This is a genomic window from Serratia sp. L9, assembly GCF_050632285.1.
Classification (GTDB): domain Bacteria; phylum Pseudomonadota; class Gammaproteobacteria; order Enterobacterales; family Enterobacteriaceae; genus Chania.
Genome location: NZ_CP192591.1, coordinates 5419191 through 5434884 on the forward strand (window position 1 = coordinate 5419191; position 15694 = coordinate 5434884).

20 protein-coding genes and 1 pseudogene are annotated in these 15694 nt (G+C 51.4%); 11 read left to right on the top strand and 10 right to left on the bottom strand.

Annotated features, from left to right (window positions below; all coding sequences use genetic code 11):
- Positions 1-14: 14 nt before the first annotated feature.
- Genes gspG through ACQ86O_RS25855 form a run of 9 tightly spaced genes read left to right on the top strand, consistent with a single transcriptional unit; the run spans position 15 to position 5233 of the window.
- Positions 15-458, top strand: coding sequence for a type II secretion system major pseudopilin GspG (gene gspG, locus ACQ86O_RS25815; RefSeq protein ID WP_431223433.1), 444 nt, complete (start codon positions 15-17; stop codon positions 456-458).
- On the top strand, positions 442-945 hold the full coding sequence (gene gspH, locus ACQ86O_RS25820; RefSeq protein ID WP_431223434.1) for a type II secretion system minor pseudopilin GspH: 504 nt from the start codon (positions 442-444) through the stop codon (positions 943-945). The genes gspG and gspH overlap by 17 nt, the downstream gene beginning before the upstream one ends.
- On the top strand, positions 935-1117 hold the full coding sequence (locus tag ACQ86O_RS25825; RefSeq protein WP_431223435.1) for a prepilin-type N-terminal cleavage/methylation domain-containing protein: 183 nt from the start codon (positions 935-937) through the stop codon (positions 1115-1117). Before gspH ends, ACQ86O_RS25825 begins: the two co-directional genes overlap by 11 nt.
- Positions 1099-1299: a type II secretion system protein GspI gene (locus ACQ86O_RS25830; protein ID WP_431223436.1), complete on the top strand. Its 201-nt coding sequence runs from the start codon at positions 1099-1101 to the stop codon at positions 1297-1299. Before ACQ86O_RS25825 ends, ACQ86O_RS25830 begins: the two co-directional genes overlap by 19 nt.
- Positions 1287-1895: a type II secretion system minor pseudopilin GspJ gene (gene gspJ / locus ACQ86O_RS25835; protein WP_431223437.1), complete on the top strand. Its 609-nt coding sequence runs from the start codon at positions 1287-1289 to the stop codon at positions 1893-1895. The genes ACQ86O_RS25830 and gspJ overlap by 13 nt, the downstream gene beginning before the upstream one ends.
- Positions 1892-2854: a type II secretion system minor pseudopilin GspK gene (gene gspK, locus ACQ86O_RS25840; RefSeq protein ID WP_431223438.1), complete on the top strand. Its 963-nt coding sequence runs from the start codon at positions 1892-1894 to the stop codon at positions 2852-2854. The genes gspJ and gspK overlap by 4 nt, the downstream gene beginning before the upstream one ends.
- A complete protein-coding gene (gene gspL, locus ACQ86O_RS25845) occupies positions 2847-3926 on the top strand; it encodes a type II secretion system protein GspL (RefSeq protein ID WP_431223439.1) in 1080 nt (359 codons plus the stop codon). The genes gspK and gspL overlap by 8 nt, the downstream gene beginning before the upstream one ends.
- Positions 3923-4369 (top strand): type II secretion system protein GspM, encoded by a 447-nt coding sequence (gene gspM / locus ACQ86O_RS25850; protein ID WP_431223440.1) that lies wholly within the window; start codon positions 3923-3925, stop codon positions 4367-4369. Before gspL ends, gspM begins: the two co-directional genes overlap by 4 nt.
- Before the next feature lie 12 nt (positions 4370-4381).
- The gene (locus ACQ86O_RS25855) at positions 4382-5233 is read left to right on the top strand and encodes a prepilin peptidase (RefSeq protein WP_431223441.1); all 852 of its coding nucleotides are present in this window, start codon (positions 4382-4384) and stop codon (positions 5231-5233) included.
- Between the two features lie 12 nt (positions 5234-5245).
- On the opposite strand, the gene gspS is transcribed toward ACQ86O_RS25855, so the two are convergent.
- Complete coding sequence (gene gspS / locus ACQ86O_RS25860) at positions 5246-5626, bottom strand: type II secretion system pilot lipoprotein GspS (protein WP_431223442.1); 381 nt, start codon at positions 5624-5626, stop codon at positions 5246-5248.
- 264 nt (positions 5627-5890) lie between these two features.
- Here gspS and gbpA point away from each other — a divergent pair.
- A pseudogene (gene gbpA / locus ACQ86O_RS25865) lies at positions 5891-7311 on the top strand (N-acetylglucosamine-binding protein GbpA).
- A 110-nt stretch (positions 7312-7421) separates the two neighbouring features.
- Positions 7422-7952: a cytochrome b gene (locus ACQ86O_RS25870; RefSeq protein WP_431223443.1), complete on the top strand. Its 531-nt coding sequence runs from the start codon at positions 7422-7424 to the stop codon at positions 7950-7952.
- 76 nt (positions 7953-8028) lie between these two features.
- Here the strand turns inward: ACQ86O_RS25870 and apt are convergent, their stop codons facing one another.
- From apt to ureE, 9 genes are all read right to left on the bottom strand, one after another.
- The gene (apt, locus tag ACQ86O_RS25875; protein WP_431223444.1) at positions 8029-8580 is read right to left on the bottom strand and encodes an adenine phosphoribosyltransferase; all 552 of its coding nucleotides are present in this window, start codon (positions 8578-8580) and stop codon (positions 8029-8031) included.
- Between the two features lie 145 nt (positions 8581-8725).
- A complete protein-coding gene (locus ACQ86O_RS25880) occupies positions 8726-9106 on the bottom strand; it encodes a DUF454 family protein (RefSeq protein ID WP_431223445.1) in 381 nt (126 codons plus the stop codon).
- Positions 9107-9283: 177 nt separating this feature from the next.
- Positions 9284-10462, bottom strand: a complete 1179-nt coding sequence (gene kch / locus ACQ86O_RS25885; protein WP_431223446.1) for a voltage-gated potassium channel protein — start codon at positions 10460-10462, stop codon at positions 9284-9286.
- Between the two features lie 110 nt (positions 10463-10572).
- The gene (locus ACQ86O_RS25890; RefSeq protein WP_431223447.1) at positions 10573-11631 is read right to left on the bottom strand and encodes a HoxN/HupN/NixA family nickel/cobalt transporter; all 1059 of its coding nucleotides are present in this window, start codon (positions 11629-11631) and stop codon (positions 10573-10575) included.
- A gap of 41 nt (positions 11632-11672) precedes the next feature.
- Positions 11673-12668, bottom strand: a complete 996-nt coding sequence (yut, locus tag ACQ86O_RS25895; RefSeq protein WP_431223448.1) for an urea transporter — start codon at positions 12666-12668, stop codon at positions 11673-11675.
- A gap of 101 nt (positions 12669-12769) precedes the next feature.
- Positions 12770-13720 (bottom strand): urease accessory protein UreD, encoded by a 951-nt coding sequence (locus ACQ86O_RS25900; RefSeq protein ID WP_431223449.1) that lies wholly within the window; start codon positions 13718-13720, stop codon positions 12770-12772.
- Between the two features lie 13 nt (positions 13721-13733).
- The gene (gene ureG, locus ACQ86O_RS25905; RefSeq protein WP_431223450.1) at positions 13734-14357 is read right to left on the bottom strand and encodes an urease accessory protein UreG; all 624 of its coding nucleotides are present in this window, start codon (positions 14355-14357) and stop codon (positions 13734-13736) included.
- Between the two features lie 17 nt (positions 14358-14374).
- Entirely contained in the window at positions 14375-15076 is a 702-nt protein-coding gene (locus tag ACQ86O_RS25910; RefSeq protein ID WP_431223451.1) for an urease accessory protein UreF, read from the bottom strand.
- On the bottom strand, positions 15060-15692 hold the full coding sequence (gene ureE / locus ACQ86O_RS25915) for an urease accessory protein UreE (RefSeq protein WP_431223452.1): 633 nt from the start codon (positions 15690-15692) through the stop codon (positions 15060-15062). The genes ACQ86O_RS25910 and ureE overlap by 17 nt, the downstream gene beginning before the upstream one ends.
- Positions 15693-15694: the final 2 nt, after the last annotated feature.

Genomic DNA, 15694 nt, shown 5'->3' on the forward strand with positions numbered 1-15694 from the left:
GCATGGAGAGAACAATGCATTCCATCCGCCCCTCACAATGGCAGGCTAAACAACGCGGCTTCACCCTACTGGAAATCATGGTGGTGATCGTCATCCTCGGCTTGCTGGCCAGCTTTATCGTCCCCAACCTGATGGGCAATAAAGACAAGGCCGATCGGCAAAAAGCCGTGAGTGATATTGTCGCATTAGAAAATGCGCTGGATATGTACCGGCTGGACAATGGTCGCTACCCCAATAATCAACAAGGGCTTGATGCCCTGATCGCCAAACCGACCACGCCACCGATCCCTCGTAATTACCCTGAGGAAGGCTATCTGCGCCGCCTGCCGCAAGACCCTTGGGGCAGTGATTACCAACTGCGTAACCCCGGTAAAAACAGCAAGATCGATATTGTGTCTGCTGGCCAGGACGGTGAATTTGATACGCCAGACGATATCACCAATGGCTCCATACACTGATCGGCGCCAGCGCGGTTTTACGCTGCTGGAAATGATGCTGGTGATTGTCCTGATCGGTCTCACCGGCTCGTTGGTGATTGGCCGCCTGTCAGCAGATCGCGATCCCTTTGCCCGTCCGGCGACGGCGCTGATGGCCACCTTGCAAAATGCTCTGGAGCAGGCCACGCAGCAACAGACATTGTATGGTCTGGCCCTGGCGCATAACGGCTGGCAACTGATGGCCTATCGCCGTGAGCAATGGCATCAGGTTCAACACGCTCCATTCACCTTATCGGAGCAAATGGATATTTCGCTGCGGATTGAGCAGCAGTTTATCCCACTGCCAGCACGACTGGCAGCGCAGGCTGAACCTCAGTTGTGGATCTACCCCGGTGGAGAAACCACGGTATTTACCCTGAGTTTGCAGCAAGGCAATTGTGCCCAACGTACCAGCGCCAGCGGGTTTATGGCCTTTCAACGTGAAGAGGTGAGCTGTGATGAGGGATAAAAAGCAACGGGGCATGACCTTGCTGGAAGTCCTGGTGGCACTGGTGGTGTTTGCCGTCGGTTGCATGGCGGTTATCCGGGCCACCGGCCAGCAGATTCGCAGCCTGAGTGAGCTGGAGAAAAAACCATCGCAGGTTGGGTCGCGGATAACCAGTTGGCTTTACTCACCTTGAGCGGCGCTCGCCCTTCGCCCCTTTGGCAGCAAGGCAGCGAGACAATGGGCGATCGTGATTGGTTTTGGCGTTATCGCAGCCTGCAAACCACTGCAGCACAGGTGTATGCCGTTGATATTGAAGTTGCCGATGATGCGAATTTCACCAGGGCAATCCTACAGGTTCGAACATGGATGAGATAACGATAACCCGCCGGCGACAACATGGGTTTACGCTGATTGAGATGATGTTGGCAATCGCTATCTTTGCGCTGCTGTCCCTGATGGCAACGCAGATATTGCGCAGCATTGTGCAAAGCAACCAGTTAATCCAGGCCAAAACCCACGATATGGCCCAGGTCCAGTCAGCCCTGGCCTTGATAGAACGGGATATTAGCCAGGCCAGGGTACGGCCCGCCGCCGAAGAAACCCGCCCAAACCTGGCCGACTTCCTAACGGTGAAGAGCACCTCGGATGAAATTGAATTGGTGCACAGCCATTGGGCCAATCCAGGAGCCCTATTGGCCCGCTCGTCCCTTGAGCGGGTGAGGTATCGCCTGCGGGCTGGCCAGTTGCAACGGTTAAGTTTCCCTACCCCCGATGCCCCGCTCGCTCAGGTCCGAATTGTGCCAATCCTGCAGGGCGTTGAACATCTTCAGCTACGCTTCTCCCAGGCGGGTGCCTGGCAGGACAGGTGGTATGCCAGCTCGGTGTTACCCCAGGCTATCGAAGTGACCATTGAACTGCCTGAATACGGCAAACTGCGCCGCATTATTCTGCTGGGGCAGGCCGCCTTATGAAGCGAAATAAAGGCATGGCGCTGCTGGTGGTAATGCTGTTACTGGCCTTGATGGCCACGTTGGCGATAGGTATTAATCAGTTCTGGTATTCGGCATTTAACCGGACCCTGAACCAGCAGGCGCACATTCAGGCCAAATGGCACCTGTTAGGGGGCGAGATTTTTGCCCGCCAGTGGCTGGCAGAGAGTTTGCAAAATCAAACGGTGGTTCATTTTGGCCAACGCTGGGCCCAGCCAGGCCAGGCGTTGCATACCGAAGACGCGAGTATTGGTATTTCTTTTCGCGATGCTCAGGCCTGTTTTAATATCAATACGTTAAATTATCGCTTTGCTAAAGCTGAAAAACTGCCTGAAATATCGCAACCCACCCTGGATGAAAACACCCCACCGGTTTTCAGGGCTGATATTGCACGCCAGGTATTTGATGCTTTATTGGTCAATCTTGGCTTCACCGCTGACCAAATCAGGCAATTAGGTGACAGCATTGAGGCACAGCTCACATCGGGCAAGGTAGCATTCAGTGACATCTCTGAACTACGGCCTTTTCCTGGCGTTAACCGCGAACGTTTTATGCGGCTAAAGCCCCTGCTTTGCGCACTGCCCGCTCAAAAATCAGCAATTAATATCAATACCTTGGGCTATGAACAGTTGCCGCTGCTGCAAGCGTTGTTTCTCAACAAGGCCCCGCAAGATGCCCTGCAACCGTTACTGGCAGCCCGCCCCGCGAACGGCTGGGAAGATATCCACGACCCCGCATTGCAGGAAATCCTGCTCACCCTTCATCTGCCACCGCTGGAAGGCGAAAAGCTGCTTGCTACCCGTAGCCACTATTTTTATGCCCGGTTGACCACGGAAAATGACCGAGGAGGCTACCAGCTACAGAGTTTATTGCATTACAAACGGCAAAAAGTAGGCGTTATCGATCGCCAGATAAGATATGTAGGGAGCAGTGATGAATAGGCTGATAATCGCGCTGGGAACCGAGCAGGAATCAATCCTCTGGTGCTGGGGCAATCCGGCAGAAGAGCAATGCCAGCTGCAAGGCGCATTGTCAGCAGGGGAAAGTTTGCCGCCGGAAGTCAGCGCAGCCCCTGTCATGGTGCTGGTCCCTGGGCAGCGGATAGTGCTGCGTACCGTCCCATTCCAGGGCGCCCCCCGATTAGCCACGGCTCAGGCACTGGCATTCCAGTGTGAAGAGGATCTACTTGAAGACGTGGATGAGTTGCATTGGGTGATCCTGGGTAATGAGGGAACACGGTATGCATTAGCCGGATATCGGCGTTCGGACATGCAAAACTGGTTGGCGCTGCTGACTTCACTCGGTATTCGGCCCACCATTATGCTGCCAGACGTGCTGGCTTTCCCTTTTAACGGCAGGCCCACCATGCAGGTTTTACGCGACTATGTGCTTTTTCGTCACGACAAATGGTCCGGCTATTGTCTGCCGCAGCAGTGGTCACTGGCGCAACCTGATCCCCGTGACCAGGATCAGGCCGCTACCTGTGTGGCAGACTTATGGCAATGCGCCAGCGTTGAATTGGATAAACACAGCTCATTGCTGCAAGGCGAATTTGCCGCTGCCCCCCAATGGCGAACGTCTGCCTGCTGGCGTTACTGCCTTGGCCTGAGCCTTGCTCTGGGTGCATTAGCGATGGGCAGTTTCCATTATCATCAGCAGACTCAAGCCCTGCATCAGCAAATAGATCAGATCCATACTCAGCTTTTCTCTGGTGAAAAGACGCCGGAAAAACCGCTCGCAGTGATAAAAGCACGTATTAGAATGCTGCAACAAAACCAGCAGCAAGCGCAGTTTTTTGAACTCGGACAACAGTTACACCAGGCGTTGCTAGAGCAATACCAGCAGCACGCCCACCGGCTTATATTTGATGCTCAAAATGCTGAGCTGACGCTCACCCTCAAGACCGGACAAGTGCAACCTTTCGACCATTCCAATGAGCAAGGCAACCAGGTTTCACTGCATAAAATAGCCGGGGAAAACGCCTCAATGCTCACCGTGAAGGAAACCCCATGACGCTGCAACGCCAGCCATATGGCAAAAAGATCGCCTTGGCCTTCGCCGCCCTGGTCGGGCTTAGCCTGTTGGTTTCTTATTGCTATCAACGCGGGCAGGCGCAGCAGGCTGCAAACGACCTGCTCAACCTGCAACACCTGGCTCAACGTCTGGCGCGTTTACAGGCGTTCCAGCCAATGCCTGCCAGCCTGCCCCTCGCGCCAGAAAAGATCATCGAGCAGTCTGCCCAACGTCATCGCCTGGCGCGGGTAGCCATAGCGCCATCAGATGGCGGGTTCGAGGTAACTTTATCCCCCATGCCGTTTGATCTGTTGATTGCCTGGCTGGCCGAGTTGCAGCGTGAGCAGGGGATCAGGGTACAAGCTATAGAAGTGACCGCCCTCCCGGCTTCAGGAATGGTGCGCATTGATAGGTTGCTGTTGCAACGGTTGTTATCATACTGATGGGGATCCGGAATGTTATTTGAACTTGATAGCCTCAGTTGGCCTTTCCTGGCCGCGCTGTTTGGCTTGTGTCTTGGCAGCCTGTTGAATGTGGTTATTCATCGTTTACCGTTGATGTTGAAACAGCAGGACAAGCAATATTTAATTCACTACGCCAGTCAGTTGGAACCAGCGGTAATAATTGATAATGGGGCAGAACCGGCACGGTTTAATCTTTTCTTACCAGGTTCACACTGCCCCCATTGTAAAATACCCATTGCCTTTTATGATAATATCCCTCTGGTTAGCTGGATAATGTTGCGCAGGCGTTGCCGACATTGTCAGTCATTGATTCCCTGGCGCTATCCTATGGTGGAAATGGGGATGATGTTAACGGCATTGTCTTTGGCCGGTTATTATCCGCCCGGTAGCCACTGGTTATTGCTATTAACGTTTAGTGCGTTATTAATTACCTTGGCTATTATTGATTTCGATTGCCAATTATTGCCCGACAGCCTGACTTACTCTCTATTATGGCTCGGCTTGATTTGGCACTGCTTGCACGACCGCTATTTTCTTCCCGACGCCATTATCGGTGCTATCGCTGGCTACCTGACGCTATGGCTGATCTACTGGGGCGGGAAAGTGCTGACCACGCGTGAAGGGTTGGGTTACGGCGACTTTAAACTGCTGGCAGCGCTGGGCGCTTGGTTCGGCTGGCAAGGTTTACCGGAAATCCTGTTGATTGCGGCCTCTGCGACGCTTTTGGCACTGCTCCCGCCGAGCAGAAACACGCAACAGATGTGGTTGCGGCCACTGCCTTTTGGCCCTGGCCTGGCGGTGGCGGGTTTGTGGATGATGACTTCCAACCTGATTGACTTCTAGCCCCATCAAGGCCTACTGGCGGCGTGCCAGCTCGATAAAGGGTGCCAGATGCTGGTTAAAGTAGGCGCATTTTTCCGTCCGCGGCGTCCCGTCCTGAGCCAGATCCGCTAAAATCCGCTGGGCACGCGTTGGGATCTGTTGTTCTGCCTGCCTGCTCAGCACCCATCCTTTGCTTTTTGCCTGCGAAAGCGCCGCGGTTATCAATTTTCTTGATGCCGGAATATCACTGCGCTGGCAGTTATCTCTTAAAAAATCACTGGAGGCCACCAGCGTGGCAAGTTGTTCTACCTGCTGTGGCTGTGCCAAAAACGCCCCTTGCCCCGAGGTAGATTGGGAACACCCGGTCAATAAAAACGCATTAATCAGCATCAGGGGAACACGATATTTCTTCATATTAATGTCCAACATCTTATTAGATAAACCAGCGATCATTTTAAGATTTATTATCAGGATTTAATACCTTTTGAACCCTTAAATTTCATTAGCAGACGATATTGGCGGTTACTTGACCCCATTAAAAACACTTAAATTAATTGGTTATAAGATGCCTGTAATACAGAAACCGCTAATATGGCCTGACGGAGACCATGAAGCACCCTCTGATACTGAAAGGAACATCCTTTCAATTCTGCCATTTTGATTTTTATCGGATAAACAATGAAGTTTAATAAAATTGCATTAGCTGTTTCTGCCTTAATCATTTCCTCGAATTTATGGGCTCACGGCTATATTGAAGTTCCGCAAAGCCGTGCCTTTAAATGTAAATTACAAGAGAACCATGGCTGTGGTCAGGCAGAATATGAGCCACAGAGCATTGAAAAAGACTCAGGCTTCCCAACCGGGCCTTGGCCGCTTGACGGTGAGTTGGCCAGTGCCAGCCTGACACAATTCTCTCCAATGGATAAACAGAGCGTCAATCTCTGGGCAAGGAACTCGATCAAGCCAGGCATGAACAATTTCACCTGGTATCATACCGCATCCCATAAAACCAATAACTGGCGTTATTACATCACTAAACAAAACTGGGATCATAACCAACCACTGACGCGCGCCGCTTTCGAAAGCACGCCGTTTTGCCAGGTTGACGGCCATTCTGAAGCCCCTCCGGTACGCGTCACCCATGCCTGTAACGTTCCACAACGTACCGGCTACCAGGTGATCTATGGCGTGTGGGAAATTTATGACACCATCAACAGCTTCTATCAGGTGATTGACGTCAACTTTGATGATGACCAAGGCGTCGTCTCGGAGTGGAGCACTCAACTGTCCGGGCAAGTGACCGGTAAGGATTTACACCAAGGTGATAAAGTCATCGCCCGTTTCTTTGACGATCAAGGTGAAGTGCTGGCCAAACGTACGGAAATGACCATCTCTACCCAGGAACAGACCGATAAAAACCGCTGGTCCTACGATCTGGCCACTCAGATCAATAACACCCACAACGATATTCGCGTTGGGGCAAAAGATAATGAAGGCAATGTAAACCCGGCATTCGGCAATAACAGTGCTTTTGTCAAAAAAGACAGCCGCCTGAACAAAGTGGTTGTTTCCTATGAAGAACAATCACCCGAAGTGACTGAAGAAGTTTCCGTCTCCGGTGTGCAAGCCAGCAAGATCCAGGACGGCCAGGCCAAACTGGACTTCAACGTACAGGCTAAAGGTGAGATCAGCTTCGAAGCCACGGTGATCAATCACCACGGCAGTGAAAAAGGGTATGTGAAACAGAGTATCGCAGATGCCAACCAGCCGTTCAGCATCGTTCTGAAAGACGTGGCTCCTGGTCATCACATGCTTAAATACTTTGCTACCAATAAAGAAGGCAAACTGGTCAAGCAGGAGGTAATCGATCTGCAACTGGAAAACGCCGGGAACGGGGGTCTGGTGAACACCAATACACCTTCCCGGAAAATATCGATGCTTACGTTGCGGGTACTTTGGTGCTGCAACCCAAAGATGGCAAAACCTACGAGTGCAAACCTTTCCCTTACAGCGGTTATTGCAAGCAGTGGACGGCCAGCACTACTCAGTTTGAGCCAGGTGTGGGCGGTAACTGGCAAGATGCCTGGATGCTGAAATAAGCCTTCAAGACGATTAACCTTTCTTTCAGCGGCCTTCCGGGCCGCTTTTAACTCCTTCTTACCTGACGTTGCCGCTTGAAAGACGATGGGTATACATGGATGCCAAAATAATGACGATCAAAAGCCACTCACACAGCTCGCGCTATGACCCGTTCTCCCGCATCTTGCACTGGGTATTGGCCATAGGGATTATTTATGCCGCAATCGTGGGCTACGGTTTGCACTTTATTTCGAACCCACAGGTGTTCAATTTCTTTTCCGAACTGAATATGTCGTTGGCCACCCTGATGACGGCCCTGATGATTATCCGCTTTATCTGGCGTTTTTTCCGCCCTGCGGTTCCTTATGGCGAGCAGATCCGCGGGCATAAGAAGGGATTGGTGGTGCTGCTGCACGAAGTTTTTTATCTGATTATCTTTGTGGTACTGATCAGCGGGTTCCTGATGCTGGAGCACGGCTACAGCCTGTTTGGCCTGGTTGACATACCGCAGCCGTTAAACAATCTGGAAGTGAACCGTTTCTTCTTCACCGTACACCGCTACAGCTGTATCGCGCTGTCTGCCATGTTACTTATGCACATCAGTGCGGTGATCAAACATCAATGGGTGGATAAGAATCCCATTCTTTCCAGAATGGTTTAACCTCAACAGGAAGGGGGCGGGGATAAGATGTTGGCAACAACCCCGCAGCCAGCCACGGGGTTGAGAATTTATGACCTCAATGCCCGGCGAAGTTGACCAGACAGTAGCAATCAATGCCCAGGTTGTTCAGACGCGTTTCACCGCCAAGATCCGGCAGGTTGATAATAAAGGCTGCGTCTTTCACTTCACCGCCCAGACGGCGGATCAGCTTGGCGGTGGCTTCAATGGTACCGCCGGTAGCCAGCAGGTCGTCCACCACCAGCACTTTATCGCCAGCATTGATGGCATCGGTGTGGATTTCCAGCTTATCAGTGCCGTATTCCAGCTCATAGCTTTCGCTCAATGTGGCGCGAGGCAATTTACCTGGCTTGCGCACCGGCACAAAACCGACACCTAACGCCAGTGCGACCGGCGCACCAAACAGGAAACCACGCGCTTCAGTACCTACCACTTTGGTGACGCCCGTATCACGGTAGCGTTCAACCAACAGTTCAATGCTGGAAGCATAAGCCAGCGGGTTTTCCAGCAGGCTGGTCACATCACGGAACAGAATGCCCGGCTTCGGATAGTCGGGAATGGTTTTGATACTGTCTTTAATATACTGAAGCTGCTGCGCAGTCGCGGTCATAGTTATTGCCTGATAAAACTACCTGATAACTTCCACGCAGGCCGTCAACTGCCACGCCCCGGATAAAAACGGCGGGAGGGAACCTGCGCACGAAAACGCCCAAATCTATGCAAAATGCCGGATAAATGCAACTGACGTAGCACGATCAGCGCTGTTTTTGTTGTGGTTGATCAATAACTGGCAGGCGAAGCATAAATGTCAGCAGAATAACCAGGATCGCTATCAACACGCCGCGCACCCACCAAAGCTTTACCAGCCACAGCGAGACGGCAAACGTCAGCACGATCATCAGCACCGCTTTCCACTTGGCGCCAGGCGGTAATGCCTTATGCTGTTGCCAATGGCGCAGATAGGACCCAAACCAGGAACGGTACAGCAACCAATGGTGAAACCGGGGTGAGGAACGGGCAAAACACCAGGCGGCGAGCAACAAAAAAGGCGTAGTCGGCAACAGTGGCAGCACGACGCCCAGCGTTGCCAGCACCACCGCCAACCAGCCCAGAATAATTAAAAACCAACGAGTCATGCCATCTCTCTACGCCACTCTAACAAGGGCACTGTAGCACTTTGCAGCCAACTTCAAAAATCACTCAGGCGCATTAGCCCGAATTAGCCTGACAACAGGCGACATCACCCGGTGGGGCAGACCGATGTTCGGGGATCTTGTGAACAGGTTTAGCTTCCTTTGCCCTGCTTGGCCGCCCTATTTCGCCCCGCTTTTGTCACTGCCAAAAAACATATCCATATTCAGATCGTTAGTGATGGTATTGCCATTAAGCGAGCGCACCAGCAGCTCGCTGCCTAATTGCTGCAGTGAGAGCACGGCATCGGGCCTGACCCGTTTTATCTTGTTCATATTCTGGCTTTCATTGACCAGCGAGATGGTCTTGGTGTCATCCCCGCCAATTTCTTTTGCCGCCAGAACGATGAATGCGTTATCTGCGTCGCTGTCGGTCAAGGCGACAATATATTTTGCCTTGTCGGCCCCCGCCAATTTCAAGGTAGTAATCGCGGATGGGTCGCCCTCGATAACATCAGCAGTGTCTGGGAAATGTTGTTTATTGCCTGAGGTGCAAACCACGGTGACCTCGCCGCCGGTATCAATCAGGCCTTTATAGACGCTCTGCGCCAGCGAAGAGCTGCCGGCGATAATATAATGATTTTTGCGTACCACGTGTGAGAATCTCCCTTTGATAATACGTTGAACGTTATCGCTGATTAATGAGCTGGCAATGGATGCTACCGACGCGGCGAAGATTGTAATACCGAAGATTATGACCGTCAGGGTAAACATGCGCGCTAGCGTGGTATGCGGAATGATGTCGCCAAACCCCACCGTAGACATACAGACGATGGCGAAATAAAACGCCGTCGGCAGGTCAGTCACTTCTGGAGAAAACTGGTTGCCGATATAAAGCGTGCCTAACATGCCATAAACAATCAGCGAGGCAATACCGATAACGGCAAAAATGCTGGTGCTCCCCAGGCTGTGTTGATCAAAGTTGCGCCAGTAAAACAGCAGGCCGCCAATGGTGATAAGTGAATAGACCACCAGGACAACATTTTCTTTAAAAATGAAAAAGTTGATTAGAACAATACATAACAGCAGCAGCAGTGAGGAAAACCAGGCAATACGCGTCCTCATTAATAGCGTAAATGCCATAAAGATCAGCACCACACCAATCATAAAGCGGGGGATGTCCATGGTCTCCAGGAAACTCAGCGCCTCGTGCCAGGAAGTAAAGTTATCCACTCGCCCAGGCGCATTTTGCAGCACCCGATGCAGGGTCGGGCTGAGTATCAAATAGCCATTATGCGCGACCAGCAGCGCCAGAATGTAGGTGGCTAAGACCTGATGATGTATCTTATTTAATATCTTCATCGCACGGATTCTATGACCATTATTAATAATTAAAATAGCATGCTGGTAAGCCTCTGCCTGAGTGTAGCCAAACCGCTGCAGCCTGGCGACGGCGGTTTTTCCAGCCACATTCAGCGGGTGACGCTCAACTTATCATAGCCGCGTACATAGTAATTAATGGCGGAAATCAACCAGCAAAGAATAAACATGCCGATGATCCAATAACCCATTTCCGCCAGATTTTCACTGATATTCAAGATAGGTGTCCATATCCCGCCTGACAGATTGAGTTTTTCCGCAATCAACCCAAGCGCTTCGATACCGCCAATAAACAGCGCGATCACCACAGAGGCGGCGGTGATAGTGATATTGTAGTAAAGCTTGCGAACCGGCTGAGAAAAGGCCCAGCCATAAGCGCCGATCATCACAAAGTTATCTAATGAGTCAATCAGCGCCATCCCCACGGCAAACAGGATCGGGAAAACCATAATCGACCACAGATTCATCCCATTCGAGGCGCTCACGGCTGAAAGACCTAACACCCCTATTTCGGTTGCCGTATCAAACCCCAAACCAAAGAGAAAACCGACGGGGTACATATGCCAGCTTTTGTTGACCATGTTGAACACCCGGCGAAATATCCGTGCCAATACTCCCCCATTATTAGCGACCAATAAATCCAGCTCTTCATCGTTATAGGTTTTTCCCGCCTTAACCTGCCGGAATTTTTTATATACCGAAACCAGAATGACAAAATTAAGCAGGGCAAACAGCAGCAGAAAGGCCGCTGAAACCATGGTGCCAATGAGCCCGCCGGTCTCTTTGAAAAACGCCATGTCATTTTTAAAAGCCATCGCCGTTGCGGCAATCGCCATTGAGGCCAGAATGACAATCGTCGAATGCCCCAGCGAGAAAAAGGTGCCCACGGCAATCGGCGTTTTCCCCTGTTGCATCAATTTGCGCGTGACATTATCGATTGCGGCAATGTGATCGGCATCCACCGCATGACGCAGGCCAAAACCATAGGCCAGAAAAGCCATGCCCATCAGAACCGAGTTGTCACTGAACTCCACCAGCGCCCATATCCAGGCAATGATATTGACCGCAATTAAAGCGCCTAACAGATACATTGCACGGCGTTTGGTCTGTGCATCACCAAACAGCCCAGGTCTTTGTTGAATTTTTGCCATCGCTTGGACCCTTGTTCTTGTTAAATAGCCAATAAACGCCGTTATGCCTGGCGATGCGGGGGCATGACATCCTGGTTAGGAACTAAAAATAGCCAAGAGGCCAAGACAAATGGCATGGTTAATGTCGGTATACCTATGGGGGCCAGCAGCGTGTTCATCGCACCTTGAACAAACACGGTGAAAACGACGCCGATCAGGGTGTAAGCCAGGACGCGCCAGCTAGGTTGATTAAAGGTCGAGCCCAAGGCGATCGCCGTTAATACTGCGCTGAAGGAATATAAACCGGCTTCAATACTGAGGCCATTGGCACTTAATAATGAAGCGGTTAACAGCGCCAGCAGCGAACCGGCTACGGCGAAAACGGCTGCCCATAAAGAACTGACGGCCAGCCCGATGACAAATAGAATGCCGGCAATGACGCTGCTGAATAAATAAACCTGAGATATGCCGTGAAAAATACTGGCATACAGCGCAGTTCCCATCCACGCCAAAGCCACCTCTCCCACCTCAGAATGTGGCAACGCTGGCGACGGTAAGCCTGAACTGTGCAGGTCGGAAAACGCATAGCTGGCCAGTAAAATAACCCAGGTTGTCAGCACGAAGGGCGCCGTTAACGCCGCGATTTTCCAGGTTTTCAAAATATCGGCGATACAGACGGTGGCAATGACCGCCACAAGACTACCGATAACGATGCAACCCCAAACCATCGGTGTCATGACAAGAAAAGTGGGGAGTGCAACACCAACCAGGCAACCGTTATAGCCATACAAACCCGCCAGCCAGGCTTTACGGTCGGGCAAACTCAGCCCGGCCAAGGTCGCAACCACCGTACCCAGAACACATCCATAAGCCGCCGCCGGATTCCCCTCACCATAAGCCGCAATAAAAATGGCAATAAAGAAAATCAGGCCAGTCAGCGGGTTATTCTGAAACATAACCTGAGCACAACCCCGTAAGGTGACATCAATAAACTCGACGACAACATTGGCGTGGGTCAGTTGTGCCCACCTGGATGAAATACCGGATAAAACGGTCATGACATTCACTCCTGATAACGTTGGCTATCTGGTGAATGGGCCAACCTGCAGTCAGCAGCAGGTGGTATTTTCACCAGGGTGAGTCAGATAAATCACAGATTTCAGGTTTTCCATAAAAATGGCGTTGGGAGTGAATAGCCGGTCGTCACTTTACGTACCACCTGCCAGAACTCGCGGATGCACTGCTTGACCTTTGGGCTATCGCAGGAAAGTGCTTTGAATATCAGGCCGCATTCATTGGGAAGCCGACTGACCCCATGGCAAAGCTCTTCGCTGTAATAAGAAGGCGATTGCGCCAGGATTTCGTCTTGGCAGGCTTTATCGGCAATGACAATCACATTGCCATAAACGTCAAATTTCCCCATGACGCCGACCACGTCCAATGGACTTTCTTTGGGTTTCAGCACCAGTTTCTCGGTAAACAATGTGCCACCTGACTGGTTTTTCACTGTGATTCTGGAGGAATAGACATCGAAGCCGAACAGTTCATCCTGATGGTGGTACTTACGCCCGGACATCAGGATCTCGCAATACACGACCGTGGCCCCCTCAGCACATTCGATCACCGTTTCATTAATAAACCGGGAGTTTCTATGCGGGATCATCGGGTCGGGCATGTATTCAAGATAAGCATCCTTTGCCACCCGGATCAGTTGGGTTTGCGCGGCATAGTTATTATCCATCGAGTGAATTTTTGTGGCTGACTGGGTGGTGACGTGTGCGCAGGCCCCCTCGGCAACGTCGAGGGTAATCGCCAATCTGTCACCTTGCAGAATGCATCCTGAGGTTGAAATGATGGGCACACAGGGCAAAAACGGCATTTCTTCATCCCAGTAGAGCGCTTTTTGCACTAATAGCGGGACCTTGCGCTCCATCTCATACAGCACACTTTTGTTGCCCTTATGAATAAACTTCAGCCGCAAATAGCCATTCTTGCCAACCGCAGCGCTGGCCATTTGCGGGGGTTCTTGCTGGTATGGCGCCAATTCTGGCGATAATGCCCCTAACGACAGGGCATCAAGACTCGCCGGGGCCTTCTCATTTATCTGCATATAGGCACCCTTATTATTTGGCATGCGTAAACAAGAAGTCTTTCTCAATCATATCGACCAGCGCTTCAACCCCTTCACCGGTTTTGCAGTTGGTTAAAATATACGGGCGGCCACTTCTGACTATCTTGGTGTCGTGCTCCATCACCTCCAGGCTGGCACCGACGTAAGGAGCCAGGTCTATCTTGTTGATCACCAGAATGTCCGCCTGAACCAGGCCTGGGCCATTTTTACGCGGGATCTTCTCCCCTTCTGCGACGTCAATCACGTAGATATAGAAATCGGCCAGCGCCGGGCTGAAGGTCAAGGTTAAATTATCGCCGCCACTTTCGATCATGATCAGATCGCTATCAGGGTATTTGGCTTCCATTTCCTCAACAGCGGCAATATTCATACTGGGGTCTTCTCTTACGGCTGTGTGTGGGCAAGCGCCGGTTTCCACCCCAAGGATCTTGTCTTCATCAAGGATCCCTTTCAGCGTCCGTTTAACCTGTTTGGCATCTTCGGTAGTCACCACATCATTAGTGATAATCAAGGGTTTGAATCCACGCTTGATCAGTATTGGCGTAATAACTTCGATGATGGCGGTTTTCCCTGAGCCTACTGGGCCTCCGATGCCTAAGCGGGTGATTTTTTTCATGTTCGGATCCTTGTTAATCAATTCATAAATAAACGCACATGGGCGTCAACATGCACTGCCGCCAGAATATCAATGAGTGGTGTATAGGAAGACATATCACTGAGACTGGCGTTGATCGCCAGGTGACAAAACTGCGGTATGTCTTTATTCACTTCGAACAGGATCCGCTGGCTATCGAGGTGCGTTATTCTCATTAACCGTTGCGCCGCACTCAGAATGGTCATCGCTACGCCGTACTGATGCATAACGATGGTTTCTTCTACGCTGATCCCTTGCAGCCCCATGACCAAAGCCTGGGTGACCGGCAAGGTGCCGGCAGTTTCACCGGCCTTGATCTTTGCCAGCCACCAGGTCAGAACCGGCGATTCGAAGATATGCGAGGTCATTTCCGCCAGCTTTTTGCCCATACGCGTAGTCATCACCCGCGCCTCTTCGTTGAGCTTGCGATTAATGACTTCCCGATCGGCCGCCAGTATGTCGTCATAACACTCTTTGATAACGGCCCTGTGAGCATGTGCCAGCCCAATGGCGTCACAGTGAGCGGCCTGGTTTTGTGAGACTCTGACATACTCCTGTAACGTCCCGACGTCTTTTACCAAACCGACCTGGATGGCCGACTCGACTCCGCAGGAAAACGAGAAGGCCCCCACCGGCAACACTGAATCGCCAAATTGCAGCACTCGGGATAAACGATGCAGTTCCTCAATGTTTATGCTCATGGTCTTTTCCATGATGGTCGTGATGGTCATGATGCGAATGCCCGTGACCATGATCGTGCTGAACAGGGACATGCACATGAGAATCTTCAGCACCGCCGAATAGCAGACGCGACTCCGAAGGGTTAAGAAGCGGTAGCACCGTCTCGCCCTTCGCGAACTGATATTCCGTGGACGCATAACCATGAGTTTTCATCACTGAATTCATCATTTTCACTTCCACGGTCAGGGGCACATAGACATTGCTGCCCTTAATCACGGATTTCCAATGCTGATTGCCGAGCGCATGCCCCAACTCAAACACCTGTTTAATCACCTCCTCGAAACCCGCTGAGGCATATTTTTCCAAATGGATCACCATCACGTCCCTGAGATGAATGGTCACGGTCAACAGGTATTTCTTTTCCTCATCCAGCAGCAGCACGTCGCCATCGGCCAGCCGCACATGGCGGTCCAGCGCGATACCGATATCCTGGCCCTGTTCACTTTGTTTTCGGCAGCGGCTTTTTTGCGCTTCCCATTGCTCAAGAATTAAAACATCGTGCTGATACCCCTGCGCTTTTTTCAACCAGCTAGGGTCCGCTTTGCTATTTCCGATGATGTTTTCAATAAGTATCATGT